The sequence below is a fragment of the Duganella paludis genome, from assembly GCF_054461335.1.
This window is the reverse complement of record NZ_CM136922.1, coordinates 387,295-402,313: the sequence shown is the minus strand read 5'-3', so window position 1 is coordinate 402,313 and position 15,019 is coordinate 387,295. Positions and strand designations below refer to the sequence as shown.

The 15,019-nt window shown below is 62.6% G+C and carries 10 protein-coding genes; all 10 read left to right on the top strand.

The features are described from left to right. The first annotated feature begins 64 nt into the window (after positions 1–64). The 10 genes from ACXZ1M_RS01805 to ACXZ1M_RS01760 all read left to right on the top strand — a co-directional run bounded on the left by ACXZ1M_RS01805 (position 65) and on the right by ACXZ1M_RS01760 (position 15,018). The gene (locus ACXZ1M_RS01805) at positions 65–1,807 is read left to right on the top strand and encodes an IlvD/Edd family dehydratase (protein ID WP_459051526.1); all 1,743 of its coding nucleotides are present in this window, start codon (positions 65–67) and stop codon (positions 1,805–1,807) included. Between the two features lie 14 nt (positions 1,808–1,821). Further along, entirely contained in the window at positions 1,822–2,814 is a 993-nt protein-coding gene (gene araD1, locus ACXZ1M_RS01800; protein WP_459051525.1) for an AraD1 family protein, read from the top strand. Then, complete coding sequence (locus ACXZ1M_RS01795; RefSeq protein ID WP_459051524.1) at positions 2,811–4,379, top strand: aldehyde dehydrogenase (NADP(+)); 1,569 nt, start codon at positions 2,811–2,813, stop codon at positions 4,377–4,379. The genes araD1 and ACXZ1M_RS01795 overlap by 4 nt, the downstream gene beginning before the upstream one ends. A 97-nt stretch (positions 4,380–4,476) precedes the next feature. Next, the gene (locus tag ACXZ1M_RS01790) at positions 4,477–5,244 is read left to right on the top strand and encodes an SDR family NAD(P)-dependent oxidoreductase (RefSeq protein WP_373987590.1); all 768 of its coding nucleotides are present in this window, start codon (positions 4,477–4,479) and stop codon (positions 5,242–5,244) included. An 83-nt stretch (positions 5,245–5,327) separates the two neighbouring features. Next, positions 5,328–7,277 (top strand): glycoside hydrolase family 97 protein, encoded by a 1,950-nt coding sequence (locus tag ACXZ1M_RS01785; protein ID WP_459051523.1) that lies wholly within the window; start codon positions 5,328–5,330, stop codon positions 7,275–7,277. 13 nt (positions 7,278–7,290) lie between these two features. Continuing rightward, positions 7,291–8,832, top strand: coding sequence for an alpha-N-arabinofuranosidase (locus tag ACXZ1M_RS01780; protein ID WP_459051522.1), 1,542 nt, complete (start codon positions 7,291–7,293; stop codon positions 8,830–8,832). 4 nt (positions 8,833–8,836) lie between these two features. Further along, on the top strand, positions 8,837–10,405 hold the full coding sequence (locus ACXZ1M_RS01775; RefSeq protein ID WP_459051521.1) for a glycoside hydrolase family 43 protein: 1,569 nt from the start codon (positions 8,837–8,839) through the stop codon (positions 10,403–10,405). 13 nt (positions 10,406–10,418) lie between these two features. After that, positions 10,419–11,432, top strand: a complete 1,014-nt coding sequence (locus tag ACXZ1M_RS01770; protein WP_459051520.1) for a family 43 glycosylhydrolase — start codon at positions 10,419–10,421, stop codon at positions 11,430–11,432. Next, a complete protein-coding gene (locus ACXZ1M_RS01765) occupies positions 11,432–13,948 on the top strand; it encodes a beta-L-arabinofuranosidase domain-containing protein (RefSeq protein WP_459051519.1) in 2,517 nt (838 codons plus the stop codon). The genes ACXZ1M_RS01770 and ACXZ1M_RS01765 overlap by 1 nt, the downstream gene beginning before the upstream one ends. A 110-nt stretch (positions 13,949–14,058) precedes the next feature. Continuing rightward, complete coding sequence (locus tag ACXZ1M_RS01760; RefSeq protein ID WP_373987584.1) at positions 14,059–15,018, top strand: ABC transporter substrate-binding protein; 960 nt, start codon at positions 14,059–14,061, stop codon at positions 15,016–15,018. Position 15,019 lies beyond the last annotated feature (1 nt).

The window sequence follows — 15,019 nt, the reverse complement described above, 5'->3', positions numbered from 1 at the left end:
TGCTTTATCGATGCGGGGGCATGACATTCACGTCCCCGCACAGGAAAATACTGAGGAGAAATGCATGTCTGAGAATGACAAAAAGGTGAAGCTGCGCTCCGCCGAATGGTTTGGCACCCAAGATAAAAACGGCTTCATGTATCGTAGCTGGATGAAGAATCAGGGCATTCCTGATCACGAATTCGAAGGCAAGCCGATCATCGGCATCTGCAACACCTGGTCGGAACTGACCCCCTGCAACGCCCACTTCCGCAAACTGGCGGAACACGTCAAGCGCGGCATCTACGAAGCCGGCGGCTTCCCGGTCGAGTTTCCGGTCTTCTCCAACGGCGAATCGAACCTGCGTCCTACCGCGATGCTGACCCGTAACCTGGCCTCGATGGACGTGGAAGAATCGATCCGCGGCAATCCGATGGACGGCGTGGTCCTGCTGGTCGGTTGCGACAAAACCACCCCGGCACTGCTGATGGGCGCCGCTTCGGTCGATATCCCGACCATCGTCGTCACCGGCGGCCCTATGCTGAACGGTAAACTGAACGGCAAGAACATCGGTTCCGGCACCGCCGTCTGGCAGCTGCACGAGCAGGTCAAGGCCGGCGAAATCTCCATGCATGACTTCATCGGCGCCGAAGCGGGGCACTCGCGTTCCGCCGGCACCTGCAACACCATGGGCACCGCATCGACCATGGCCTGCATGGCCGAATCGCTGGGCACTTCGCTGCCGCACAACGCCGCCATCCCTGCCGTCGACGCGCGCCGCTACGTGCTGGCCCACATGTCCGGCATCCGTATCGTCGAGATGGTGAAGCAGGACCTGAAGCTGTCGAAGATCCTGACCAAAGAGAATTTTGAAAACGCGATTCGCGTCAACGCCGCCATCGGCGGTTCGACCAACGCCGTGATCCACCTGAAGGCCATCGCCGGCCGTATCGGTGTCGATCTGGAGCTGGAAGACTGGACCCGCGTGGGTCGTGGCATGCCGACCATCGTCGACCTGCTGCCATCGGGCCGCTTCCTGATGGAAGAGTTCTATTACGCCGGCGGCCTGCCAGCGGTGATCCGCCGCATGGGCGAGGGCAATCTGCTGCCGAACCCGAACGCGCTGACCGTCAACGGCAAGACCATCTGGGAAAACTGCCACGATGCGCCGATCTGCGACGAAGAAGTGATCCGCACGCTGGATAATCCGATTCGCAAGGACGGCGGCATCTGCATCCTGCGCGGCAACCTGGCGCCACGCGGCGCGGTGCTGAAGCCATCGGCCGCGACGCCGGAACTGATGCAGCATCGCGGCAAGGCCGTGGTGTTCGAAGACTTCGAACACTATAAATCGCGCATCATGGACCCGGACCTGGACGTGACCAAGGATTCGATCCTGGTGATGAAGAACTGCGGCCCGAAAGGTTATCCGGGTATGGCGGAAGTGGGCAATATGGGCCTGCCGCCGAAACTGCTGGCGGCCGGCGTGAAAGACATGGTGCGTATTTCGGATGCGCGCATGAGCGGCACCGCCTACGGCACCGTGGTACTGCACGTGGCGCCGGAAGCCATGGCCGGCGGCCCGCTGGGCATCGTCAAGGATGGCGACTACATCACGCTGGATTGCGCCGGCGGCAAGCTGGATCTGGAGATTTCGGACGAAGAGATGGCGGCACGCCAGGCGGTTCGCGTGGCAGGCAGCGCGCCTGGTCCGAAGACCGGCTACCAGCAACTGTATATCGAGCACGTGCTGCAGGCCGATGAAGGCTGCGACTTCGACTTCCTGGTCGGTAATCGCGGTTCCGCCGTGCCACGTCACTCGCATTAATCCGGAGACTCACCATGCTACTCGTACAATTCAAGAACGAACAAGGCGCGCGCAAGATCGGCGTGCTGGAACAAAACACCATCCGCATCATCGACGGCTACAGCACCACCTACGCGCTGGCCCAGGATGCGATCCGCAAATCGACCGGCATTGCAGCCCTGGCTGAAAAAGCCATCGGCGCGCAAACCACCGCGTTCGACGCGGTGGCCGCCGCCGGCCGCCTGCTGTCGCCGCTCGATCACAGCGACGATGCCCACACCTACGTCACCGGCACCGGCCTGACCCACCTGGGTTCCGCCGATACCCGCGACGCCATGCACAAGAAAATCGGCGGCGACGTCGAATCGCTGAGCGACTCCATGAAGATGTTCCGCATGGGCGTGGAAGGCGGCAAGCCTGCCGCCGGTGAAGCCGGCGTGCAGCCGGAATGGTTCTACAAGGGCGACGGCTCCATCGTGGCCGCCAGCGGCCAGGACCTGAACATGCCGGACTTCGCGCTCGATGGCGGCGAAGAGCCTGAAGTGGCTGGCCTGTACGTCATCGGTGACGACGGCCAGCCTTACCGCGTCGGCTTCGCCATCGGTAACGAGTTCTCGGACCACGTGACCGAGCGCCAGAACTACCTGTACCTGGCGCACTCCAAGCTGCGCGTCTGCGGCCTGGGACCGGCGCTGCTGGTGGGCGAAGCGCCGGCCAGCATCGAAGGCACCTCGCGCATCTACGACAAGGAAGGCAAGGTACGCTGGGAGAAGCCATTCTTCAGCGGCGAACAGAATATGTCGCACACCATCGCCAACCTGGAACACCACCACTTCAAGTATTCGCTGTTCAAGCGTCCGGGCGACGTGCACGTGCACTTCTTCGGCACCGCGACCCTGAGCGTGGCCGATAATATTTCGGTGCAGCCTGGCGAAACCTTTGAGATCGAGTCGGCGCAGTTCGGCCCGGCCCTGCGCAACAAGCTGGCCGTGTACAAGACCGAAGTGGCGAAAGTGAAGGCCTTATGATCATCACCGGCGATGCACTGATCGGCGGTAAAGACGTCAAGGGCACGGGCGCGGGCGTGCGCGCCTACAACCCGGCGCTGGGCCAGGTCATTGATCCAGAATTCCGCACCGTGGACGCGGCGCAGATCGACCAGGCTTGCCGCCTGGCCGACGAAGCCTTCGACACCTTCCGTGCGCTGAGCGACGAGCAGCGCGCCGTCTTCCTCGAAGCCATCGGCGACCAGATCATGGAGCTGGGCGATGTGCTGGTCGAGCGCGTGATGGCCGAAACCAGCCTGCCGCGCCCGCGCGTGGAAGGCGAGCGTGCCCGCACCGTCGGTCAGCTGAAACTGTTTGCCAACTTGCTGCGCGAAGGCTCGTGGCACGATGTGCGCTTTGACAAAGCTCTGCCGGATCGGACGCCGCCGCGTCCCGACCTGCGCATGCGCATGATCGGCCTGGGTCCTGTAGCGGTTTTCGCTGCCAGTAACTTCCCGTTGGCTTTTTCTGTAGCAGGCGGCGACACCGCGTCGGCGCTGGCCGCCGGTTGCCCGGTGGTGCTGAAGGCGCACTTCGCGCATCCAGGCACCTCGGAGCTGGTGGGCCGCGCCGTCGTTAAAGCCGTTGAGATCTGCGGCCTGCCGGCCGGCGTGTTCTCGCTGCTGACCGGCGTGGGCAATGAGCTGGGCATTGAGCTGGTGCGCCATCCCGCCATCAAGGCGGTCGGCTTCACCGGTTCGCGCGGTGGCGGTATGGCGCTGATGGCCGCTGCGGCTGCGCGTCCGGTGCCGATTCCGGTGTATGCCGAAATGAGCTCGATCAATCCTGTATTCCTGCTGCCGCAGGCGCTGAAGAACCGCGCGGAAGATATCGCCGCTGGTTTCGCCGCCTCGCTGACGATGGGCGTGGGCCAAATGTGCACCAACCCTGGCCTGGTGCTGGCCTTGGCCGGCCCGGACCTGGACCGCTTCACCGCTGCCGCGTCGCAAGCGCTGGTGGGCGGCGCCGCGTGCTCCATGCTGTCGCCTGGGATCGCCGGCAACTTCGCACGCGGCGTGACGCAGTTGGCCGAACATGCTGAGGTGAAGACCCTGGCGCTGGCGCCGCAGGCGGAAGGCAAGGGCGCTCCGGCCTTGTTCGTATCGTCGGCTGCTTCGTTCCTGTCGCAGCACGCGCTGCAGGAAGAGATCTTCGGACCGGCTTCGCTGGTGGTGGCTTGCAAGGACGTGGCGGAACTGCGCCAGGTCGCGGACAAGCTGGAAGGCCAGCTGACCGCCACGCTGCAAATGGACGAAGGCGATTTGGAAGCCGCGCAAGCGCTGTTGCCGGTGCTGGAACGTAAAGTGGGCCGCATCCTGGCCAACGGCTATCCAACCGGCGTGGAAGTGTGCAGCGCCATGGTGCACGGTGGCCCGTTCCCGTCGACTTCCGACGGTCGTTCGACCTCGGTCGGCACGGGCGCGATCGCACGCTTCCTGCGTCCGGTGTGCTACCAGAACCTGGCGCAAGCCTTGCTGCCGGAAGTCCTGCGCGACAACGGCTCGGCCAAGTGGCTGCGCCGCGACGGCGAATTGACCCGCAACTAAAAACGACGTCGCTCCCGCGTACGCGGGAGCCCATAGAACGCATGTTCAGCATGGGTTCCCGCTTTCGCGGGAACGACGCGCATATAACGGAGACTGTATGACCCAACTGGCCAAGTTCGGCAGCCTGCGCGGCAAGCGCGTATTCATTACCGGCGGCGGCACCGGCATCGGTGAAGCAATGGTGATTTCCTTCGCCGAGCAAGGCGCGCAAGTCGCCTTCGTGGATATCGCCCGCGACGCCAGCCTGGCGCTGATCCGTCGCGTGAAGGAAGCCGGCTATCCCGAACCGCTGTTCCGCCAGTGCGACATTACCGACATCCCGGCGCTGCAAGCCACTATCACCGAACTCTCCGGCCTGATCGGCGACTTCGACATCCTCGTCAACAACGCCGCCAACGACCAGCGTCACGACACCGCAGACGTCACGCCCGAATTCTGGGACAAATGCATCGACATCAACCAGCGCCCGATGTTCTTCACCTGCCAGGCCGTCCTGGAAGGCATGAAGAAAAAAGGCGCCGGCTCCATCATCAACGTCGGCTCGATCTCGTGGCACGTCAAGAACGCCGGCTACCCGGTGTACGCCACCACCAAGGCGGCAGTGCATGGCCTGACGCGCGGCCTGGCGCGTGAATTCGGCGCCCACGGCATCCGCGTCAACACCGTCACGCCGGGCTGGGTGATGACCCAACGCCAGATCGACCTGTGGCTGGACGACGCCGGTGAGCAGGACATCAAGCGCAATCAGTGCATGCCGACCAAGTTGATGCCGCAGCACGTGGCGTCGATGGTCTTGTTCCTGGCCGCCGACGACGGCGCCATGTGCACCGCGCAGGAATTTATCGTCGACGCAGGCTGGGTATAAACCGCTTGCAGTAACACCGTTCGCCCCCGGAGACACCGCACATCGATGCGGCGGGGTATAGCAACCATAGAAATGGTAGGAACATGGTGAAAACAACCGCAATCACGGCGCTGACCTGCGCCGTCGCATCCCTGGCAATGGCGCCGACGGTCAACGCTGCTAGCGCTACCTCGGCTGCCGCCCAACTGCGTAGTCCCGACAATCACATCGCCGTCACTGTCAACGCGGCGGACGGCAAGCTGACCTACACCATCGCGCGCGACGGCAAGCCTGTCCTGCTGGCGTCCGACCTTGGACTGCAACTGGCCGGCGCGGACCTGAGCAGCGACCTGACGCTGACCACAAGCAGCGCGCCGCGCGTCGTTGAAGACAGCTACCAGATGGCCGTCGGCAAACGCAAAGACATCACCTACCGCGCCAACGAGCAAACGTACTCGCTGCAAAACACCAAACAGCAAAAGATCGACATCGTGTTCCGCGTATCGAACGACGGCGTGGCTTTCCGCTACATCGTCGCCGAGCCGTCGCTGCCGCTGAAAAAACTGGTCCAGGAGCGCACCACCTTCGCGCTGCCGCAAGGCGCCAAGGCGTGGCTGCAGCCGATGTCGGTCGCGCAAACCGGCTGGAGCAACACCAATCCATCCTACGAAGAGCACTACCAGATGGAGATCGCGGCCGGGACCAAATCGCCGACGACGGCCGGCTGGGTATTCCCTGCGCTGTTTCGCACCGGCGCCAACTGGCTCGCCATTTCGGAAGCGAATATGGACGGCACCTGGCAAGCCTCGCGCCTGGCGCAGGACTCCAGCGGCGGCAAGTACAGCATTGGCAATCCGATGTCGGCCGAGGTGTACACCAACGGCGGCCTGATGGCGGAAGTGGAGGGCACATTGACCTCCCCATGGCGCCTGATCGCACTGGGCTCGCTGGCCACCGTCACCAATTCCACGCTGGGCACCGACCTCGCGGCGCCGGCCATCGCTTTCGATAAGGCGCTGGTCAAGCCGGGCCACGCATCGTGGAGCTGGGGCATCCTCAAGGATGACGCCACCGTCTACGACATGCAAAAGCAGTTCATCGACTACGCTGCGGACATGCATTGGGATTACACGCTGATCGACGCCGACTGGGACCGCAAGATCGGCTACGAAAAGATCAAGCAGCTGGCCGACTACGCCGCCACCAGGAACATAGGCCTGATCCTCTGGTACAACTCGTCCGGCGCCTGGAATAAAACCGAATACTCGCCCAAGAGCCAGTTGCTGACGCACGAACAGCGCGTCAAGGAATTCAAGCGCCTGCGCGACATCGGCATCAAGGGCCTGAAGATCGACTTCTTCGCCGGCGACGGCCAGTCGATGATCGCCTATTACAACGACATCCTGCGCGACGCCGCCGATGCCGGCCTGCTGATCAACTTCCACGGCGCCACGCTGCCGCGTGGCTGGCAGCGCACCTGGCCCAACCTGATGACGATGGAAGCCATCAAGGGCTTCGAGTTCACCACCTTCGAGCAGGTGGACCAGGACAAGATGCCGAGCCACGCGGCCATGCTGCCGTTCACGCGCAACCTGTTCGATCCGATGGACTTCACGCCGGTGGTGTTCGGCGACATCCCCAACATCAAGCGCGCCAGCACCAACGGCTTCGAGCTGGCGACGTCGGTGCTGTACCTGTCGGGCATCCAGCATTTCGTCGAGATCCCGGCCGGCATGGCCACGGTTCCCGCCTATATCAAGAAGTTCATGCAGGACTTGCCGCGCAGCTGGGACGACAGCCGCCTGGTGGACGGCTATCCCGGCAAGTACGCCGTGATCGCGCGCCGCAGCGGCGACACCTGGTATATCGCCGGCATCAACGGCTCCGACCAGGAAAAAACGCTGACGCTGGACCTGTCCTTCGTCGGCAAGAAGCAGGGCGTCATCTTCACCGATGGCGATCAGCCGCGCAGTTTCAGCCAGCGCAGCATCGCTGCCAGTAAAAAAATCGTCGTAACGGTTAAGCCGCATGGCGGCTTCGTAATCCAATTATAAAAAGGAGACTGAAATGAACCCAATCAAACGAGCTGTCCTCACCATGTGCATGCTGGCTTCGGGCGGCGTGTTCGCGGCCGAAATCACCATCGATACCGCCAAGCCGGGCGCCGTCATCAACAAGGATGTCTACGGCCAGTTCGCCGAGCATCTGGGCACCGGTATCTACGAAGGCATCTGGGTCGGTCCGAAATCCAAGACGCCCAACACCAAGGGCTGGCGCAACGACGTGGTCGGCGCGCTGAAAGACATCAAGGTGCCGCTGGTGCGCTGGCCGGGCGGCTGCTTCGCCGATGAATACCACTGGCGCGACGGTATCGGCGCGCGCGAGAAGCGTCCGGTCAAGGTCAACACCAACTGGGGCGGCGTGGACGAGTCCAACGCCGTCGGCACGCACGAATTCTTCGACCTGGTCGATCTGCTGGGCGCCGACGCCTACGTCAACGGCAACCTGGGTACCGGCAGCGCGCAAGAGATGTCGGAGTGGGTCGAGTACATGACCTCCGACAGCAAGTCCACACTGGCCAATATGCGCCGCAAGAACGGCCGCGACAAACCATTCAAGGTGGCGTACTTCGCCGTTGGTAACGAAGCCTGGGGCTGCGGCGGCAATATGAGCCCGCAGTACTACACGGACCTGTACAAGCAGGTCGAGACCTTCCTGCGCGCGCCGAAGCAGTATCGTCCGAAAATCGTCGCCAGCGGCGGCAACGACAATGACGTCATCTGGTCCGAAGTGCTGAGCAAGGAACTGAAAAAGCAGACCGACGGCATCAGCTTCCACTACTACACCATCCCGACCGGCAAGTGGGAAGTCAAGGGCGCTTCGACCGCCTTCCAGGAAAACGAGTGGATCTCCACCTTGTCCAACACGCTGCGGATGGAAACGCATATCCAGAAGAACAGCGCCGCCATGGACAAGCATGACCCGGAGAAGAAACTGGGCCTGTTCGTCGATGAATGGGGTACCTGGTACGACGTCGAGAAGGGCACCAATCCAGGCTTCCTGTTCCAGCAGAATACCCTGCGCGATGCGGTTGTCGCTGCGCTGAACTTCAACATCTTCCACGCCCATGCGGAACGCGTGCGCATGACGAACATCGCGCAGATGGTCAACGTGCTGCAGGCGATGATCCTGACCGACAAGGACAAGATGGTGCTGACGCCGACCTACTACGCATACCAGCTGTATGTGCCGTTCCAGGGCGCGACCTCGCTGCCGATCACGCTGAAGGACAATCCCGACTACACCGTCGGCAACGTGAAGGTGCCTGAGATCAGCGCATCGGCCGCGCGCGGCACGGATGGCAAGCTGTATCTGGCGCTGGTGAACACCAATCCGAACAAGGCTGCCGATGTGGCGGTGAATATTCCCGGCCAAAGCGTGAAGGCTGTCAAAGGCCGCGTGCTGACCGCTGCCGCGATGGATGTGCATAACACCTTCACGGCGCCGCAAGCGATCAAACCTGTGCCGTTCAGCGCTGCTGCCGGTGCCGATGGCAAGCTGACGGTCAAGGTGCCTGCCAAGGCCGTGATCGTGGTGGCGGTGGAGTAAGCACATGGACGATATTAAAATCACGCGCCGCAAGGTGATTACCGCCGGCGGCGTCGCGCTGATGCTGGCCGGCTGCGGCGGGGGAGGAGGTGGCGCCACGCCGACGCCGACGCCGACGCCGACGCCTACTCCAACACCGACGCCGACGCCGACGCCCACTCCAACGCCGACGCCTACTCCGACGCCAACGCCAACGAGCATCACGTTTGCGGAAGCCTCGGTACACGATCCATCCGTCATCAAGGTGGATGGCACGTTCTACGTGTTCGGCTCGCACCTGGCCGCCGCCAAATCCACCGACCTGATGAACTGGACCAAGATCGCCGACAACGTGACGGCGTCCAATCCACTGTTCAACAACGTGGTGACCTCGCTGGCCGATACCTTCGCCTGGGCGCAGGTGACGGACCTGTGGGCGCCGGACGTGGTGAAGCTCGCCGACGGCAAGTTCTATCACTACTACTGCGCCTGCAAGGGCGACTCCCCACGCTCGGCGCTGGGTCTCGCCGTGGCGGACAAGGTGGAAGGCCCGTATGTCAACAAGCAGATCCTGCTGAAGTCGGGCATGTGGGGCCTGCCCGGTGAAGACGGCAAGACCATCTACGACGCGCTGACCATGCCGAACGTGGTGGATCCGAATACCTTCTTCGACCAGCAGGGCAAGCTGTGGATGATCTACGGTTCCTACTCGGGCGGTATCTTCATCCTGGAGATGGACACCACCACAGGCCAGCAGAAACCGGGGCAGGGCTACGGCAAGCATCTGCTGGGCGGGAATCACAGCCGCATCGAAGGCGCGTATGTGATGTACAGCCCGCAGTCGAAGTTCTATTACATGTTCACTTCCTTCGGTGGGTTGGATGCGAACGGCGCGTACAACATGCGCGTCTCGCGTTCGGTGAATCCGGACGGTCCGTATCTGGACGCGAAGGGCAACGACATGGCCAACGTCAAGTCGAATCCCGCGCTGCCGCTGTTCGACGACGCGACCATCGCGCCGTTCGGCCAGAAGATCATGGGCAATCACCAGTTCGCGCTGGCGGCGGGCGAGAGCGGGACGGCGCTGGGCTATGTATCGGCGGGCCACAACTCGGCGTACTATGAGGCCGCAACCGGGCAGTACTTCCTGATCTTCCATACCCGCTTCCCCGGCATGGGCGAGCAGCACCAGATCCGCGTGCATGAGATGTTCATCAACGCGGACGGATGGCCGGTGGTGGCGCCGTTCCGTTATGCTCCGCTCAGCAAGAACTCCACGGCGCTGTCGGCCGAAGTGACTGCGGCGGATGTGGCGGGATCGTACAAGATGATCAACCACGGCAAGGACATTTCGACGGCGATCAAGGCGTCGCAGAATGTGGTGCTGGCGGCGGATGGTACGGTGTCGGGCACGGCGAGCGGCACGTGGAAGCATGATGGCGGCAACAAGATCACCATCGCGCTCGGTGCGACCGGGACTTTCGTTGGCGTGCTGTCGCGCCAGTGGAATACCAACGCCAGCGCGTTTGTGGTGACGTGGACGGCGCAATCGGTGGACGGTGTGTCCATCTGGGGCGCCCGTACAGGCAACTAGGAAGAGGTTCGCAATGAAGTACGTTTTATCGATGGTGGCGTTTGCGCTGGCGGCTGCGGGTTGCACCGCCAAGGAAGTCAGCGTGCACGATCCGGTGATGGCCAAGGAAGGCGATACCTACTACGTGTTCAGCACGGGGCCGGGCATCACTTTCTACAGCTCGAAGGACATGAAGAACTGGACGCCGGAGGGCCGCGTGTTCAAAGGCCAGCCAGTGTGGGCGAAGCAAGCCGCGCCGACGTTCGACGACCATATCTGGGCGCCGGACATCCAGTTCCATAACGGTCAATACTATTTGTATTACTCCGTGTCGGGCTTTGGCAAGAACACCTCCGGCATCGGCGTCACCGTCAATAAAACACTGAACCCGCGTTCTCCCGATTATCGCTGGGAGGATAAGGGCATGATGCTGCAGTCGGTGCCGAACCGCGACGACTGGAATGCCATCGATCCGAACGTGATCGAAGACAGCAAGGGCAATGCCTGGATGGCGTTCGGTTCCTTCTGGAGCGGCCTGAAAATGGTCAAGTTGAACAAGGAGTGGACCGGCCTGGCCGAGCCGCAGGAATGGCACGCCATCGCCAGCCGCACCAACGGCGCTTCAGGCTCCGGCGAAAAAGCTGGAGTGGGCGAGATCGAGGCGCCATACATTTTCAAGAAGGGCGACTATTACTATCAGTTTGCGTCCTTCGGCTTGTGCTGCAAAAAGGCGGACAGCACCTACCATCTGGTGGTTGGCCGCTCGAAGGAAGCGATCGGGCCATACTTGGACAAGAACGGCGCCGACATGATGAAGGGCGGCGGCTCGCTGCTCATCGCCGGCGACAAGGATTGGAAGGGCCTGGGCCACAACAGCGCCTACACCTTCGATGGCAAGGACTATCTGGTGCTGCACGCCTACGAGACCGCAGACAAGTATCTGCAAAAGCTGAAGATCATGGAAATGAAGTTCGACGCCGCCGGCTGGCCGAGTGTCGATCAGGCGGACCTGAATAAATATCGCAGCAACCAGCTGCCGGCGCAGTAATGGCAACCGCGCGCACGCCGTCCGCCGCGCAGGCCTCCCGCCGCCGCGCACTGAAGCTGGCCGCCGGCGCGGCCGCCACCGTTGCATCCAGCGGCGCGCTCGGCGCCACCCCGTCCGCTGCCGCATCCAGCGGCGCGATCGCCTCCGCTTCGGCGTCCGCCGCGTTGGCCGCGTCCGGCGCGGCGCTGGAAGCCGCTGCGGCCGCACCCGGCGCGCGCACCGACGGCGCGACGTCCCTGTTCCCGCTCAGCGCCGTGCGCCTCGGCCCCAGTCCCTTCCTGGAAGCCCAACAGACCGACCTTCGCTACATCCTCTCGCTGGATGTGGACCGCCTGCTGGCGCCATTCCTGCGCGAAGCCGGCCTGCCGCTGAAGAGGCCGACCTACGGCAACTGGGAATCCACCGGCCTCGATGGCCACATGGGCGGCCACTATCTGACCGCGCTGGCCCTGATGCTGGCCGCCACCGGCGACAAGGAAATCGAACAGCGCCTGAACTACTTCGTCGCTGAACTCAAACGCTGCCAGGAAGCCAACGGCAACGGCTACATCGGCGGCATCCCCGGCGGCGCAAGCGCATGGCAGGACATCGCCAACGGCAAACTCCACGCCGACAACTTCTCGGTCAACGGCAAGTGGGTCCCGTGGTACAACCTGCACAAGACCTACGCCGGCCTGCGCGACGCCTACCTCTACGCCAACAACGCTGATGCCCGCACCATGCTGATCGCGCTGTGCGACTGGGCCATCGGCCTAACCGCGCAGCTGAACGAAGAGCAGATGCAATCCATGCTGCGCAGCGAGCATGGCGGCATGAACGAAGTGCTGGCCGACGTCTATCAAATGACCGCCCAGCAGAAATACATGGACTTGGCGATCCGCTTCTCCCACCATGCCATCCTGCGTCCACTGGAAGAAGGAAAAGACCAGCTCACCGGCCTGCACGCCAACACGCAGATCCCGAAAGTCATCGGCTTCAAGCGCATCGGCGACATCACCGGCCGCCGCGACTGGCAACGCGCCGCGCAGTTCTTCTGGCAAACCGTGCACGATCACCGCACCGTCGCCATCGGCGGCAATAGCGTGAAGGAGCACTTCCACGACGACAAAGACTACACGTCCATGATCGAAGAAGTGGAAGGCCCGGAAACCTGCAACACCTACAATATGCTCAAACTCACCGAGCTGCTTTTCCTCGGTGACGCCAAAGGCAGCTACGCCGACTACTACGAGCGCGCGCTGTACAACCACATCCTGTCTTCGCAGCGGCCCGACAGCGGCGGCTTCGTGTACTTCACGCCGATGCGGCCCAACCACTACCGCGTGTACTCGCAGCCGCAGCAGGCCATGTGGTGCTGCGTCGGTTCAGGCATAGAAAGCCACGCCAAGTACGGTGAGTTCATCTACGCGCATCGCGGCGACAGCCTGTACGTCAACCTGTTCATCCCGTCGACGCTGGACTGGCGCGAGCAGGGCGTGCAGATCCGCCAGGCCAACCGCTTCCCCGATGAAGACCGCAGCACCATCACCGTCAAGGGCAACAAGACCTTCACGATGAAGATCCGCTACCCGGAATGGGTGGAGCAGGGCGCCTTGCGCATCGCGGTCAACGGCAAGCCGGTGACCGCAGCCATCGGTACGGACCGCTATGTCAACGTGCGGCGTGCGTGGCGCGACGGCGACAAGGTGGAAATCCGCCTGCCGATGAAAACGCGCCTGGAGCAGATGCCCGACAAATCGGCTTACTACGCCGTGCTGCACGGCCCCTTGGTGCTGGCCGCCAAAACCAATCCTTTCCCCGGCGAGCGCCTCAACTTCCTTGCCGACGATAGCCGCATGGGCCACATCGCCAGCGGCCCTGTGTGCCCGCTGGACCAGGCGCCGGTGCTGGTGAGCGAAAACGCGGCCTTCGCGGACCGCTTCCGTCCCGTTCCCGGCCGCCCGTTGACCTTCACCGCGCCGGGACTGGTGCAGGCCGCGCAAAGCGGGCCGACCACCTTCGTGCCGTTCTTCCGCGTGCACGATGCGCGCTATGTCGTCTACTTGCCGTATTCGACGCCGGGCGATCTGGCCCAGCGCCGCGCCAAGGCAGCCGAGGATGAGAAGGAGCGCCTGGCGCTCGATGCGCAGACCATCGACCAGGTGGCGCCGGGCGAGCAGCAGCCGGAGTCGGACCACTTCTTCAAGGCCGAAGGCGCCGACGCCGGCGTCAACAAGGGCAAGCACTGGCGCCACGCGACCGGCTGGTTCAGCTACGAGCTGACCGACCGCAAAGGCGAGGCGCGCGCGCTGCGGCTGACATATTCAAAACTCGACGCCGGCCGTCGTTTCGATATCCTTATCAACGACAAATTGCTGGCTGAAGTGCGCCTGGATGCCAGCGCCGTGCAGGAGCTGTACACCCGCGATTACGCCATTCCGCCCGGCGCAGCAGCAGCCGGCAAGCTGGTGGTCAAGTTCGTGGCACGCGATGGCTCGGTCGCTGGCGGCCTGTATGGCCTCCGGCTGCTGCGTTGACATACCAAAATTGATATTGCAGGATGCGAAAATATCATTGGATAGATATTTGTGTTTCTCATAGTATTGATCCGGAAAACACATAAAAAAACTTATCAGGAGACTTAACCATGACGAATCGTCGTACCGTATTGGCCACCGCGCTGGCCGCCGCCATCACCCTGAGCATGCCCGCATTCGCCGCCAAGCCGCTGGTGATCGGTTTTTCGCAGGTCGGCGCTGAAAGCGAATGGCGCACCGCGAACACCGTTTCGATCAAGGACGCCGCCAAGAAGGAAGGCGTCACACTGAAATTCGCCGACGCGCAGCAGAAGCAGGAAAACCAGGTCAAGGCCATCCGCTCGTTCATCGCCCAGCGCGTGGACGTGATCGCGTTTTCGCCGGTGGTGGAATCGGGCTGGGATACCGTGCTGCGCGAAGCCAAGCGCGCCAATATTCCGGTGATCCTGACCGACCGAGCGGTCAATGTCAGCGATCCTTCGCTGTATGTGAGCTTCCTCGGTTCGGACTTCGTTGAAGAAGGCCGTCGCGCCGGCCGCTGGCTGGTGGAGCGTCAGAAGAAGACACCTGATGCCGTTTTGAATATCGTTGAACTGCAAGGCACCGTCGGTTCGGCGCCTGCGCTGGACCGCAAGAAGGGCTTCGAGGAAGTCATCGCCGGCAATGCGAAGTTGAAGGTGCTGCGTTCGCAGACCGGCGACTTCACCCGCGCCAAGGGCAAGGAAGTGATGGAAGCGTTCCTGAAGGCCGAGGGCAAGAAGATCAATGTGCTGTATGCGCACAACGACGATATGGCGATTGGTGCGATCCAGGCGATCGAGGAAGCCGGCCTGAAACCGGGTAAAGACATTCTGGTGATTTCGATCGACGGTGTGAAGGGTGCGTTCGAGGCCATGATCGCCGGTAAGCTGAACGTGACGGTGGAATGCAATCCGCTGCTCGGTCCTCAACTGATGCAGATCGCCAAGGATGTCGTCGCCGGCAAGCCTGTGCCTAAACGCGTTGTGACGCAGGAAGGCGTGTTCCCGGCCGAAGTCGCGGCCAAGGAATTCCCGAACCGTAAATACTGAT

Coding starts and splice junctions, on each gene's coding strand:
- ACXZ1M_RS01805 (WP_459051526.1), top strand. CDS start 65: ATGTCTGAGAATGACAAAAAGGTGAAGCTGCGCTCCGCCGAATGGTTT.
- araD1 (WP_459051525.1), top strand. CDS start 1,822: ATGCTACTCGTACAATTCAAGAACGAACAAGGCGCGCGCAAGATCGGC.
- ACXZ1M_RS01795 (WP_459051524.1), top strand. CDS start 2,811: ATGATCATCACCGGCGATGCACTGATCGGCGGTAAAGACGTCAAGGGC.
- ACXZ1M_RS01790 (WP_373987590.1), top strand. CDS start 4,477: ATGACCCAACTGGCCAAGTTCGGCAGCCTGCGCGGCAAGCGCGTATTC.
- ACXZ1M_RS01785 (WP_459051523.1), top strand. CDS start 5,328: ATGGTGAAAACAACCGCAATCACGGCGCTGACCTGCGCCGTCGCATCC.
- ACXZ1M_RS01780 (WP_459051522.1), top strand. CDS start 7,291: ATGAACCCAATCAAACGAGCTGTCCTCACCATGTGCATGCTGGCTTCG.
- ACXZ1M_RS01775 (WP_459051521.1), top strand. CDS start 8,837: ATGGACGATATTAAAATCACGCGCCGCAAGGTGATTACCGCCGGCGGC.
- ACXZ1M_RS01770 (WP_459051520.1), top strand. CDS start 10,419: ATGAAGTACGTTTTATCGATGGTGGCGTTTGCGCTGGCGGCTGCGGGT.
- ACXZ1M_RS01765 (WP_459051519.1), top strand. CDS start 11,432: ATGGCAACCGCGCGCACGCCGTCCGCCGCGCAGGCCTCCCGCCGCCGC.
- ACXZ1M_RS01760 (WP_373987584.1), top strand. CDS start 14,059: ATGACGAATCGTCGTACCGTATTGGCCACCGCGCTGGCCGCCGCCATC.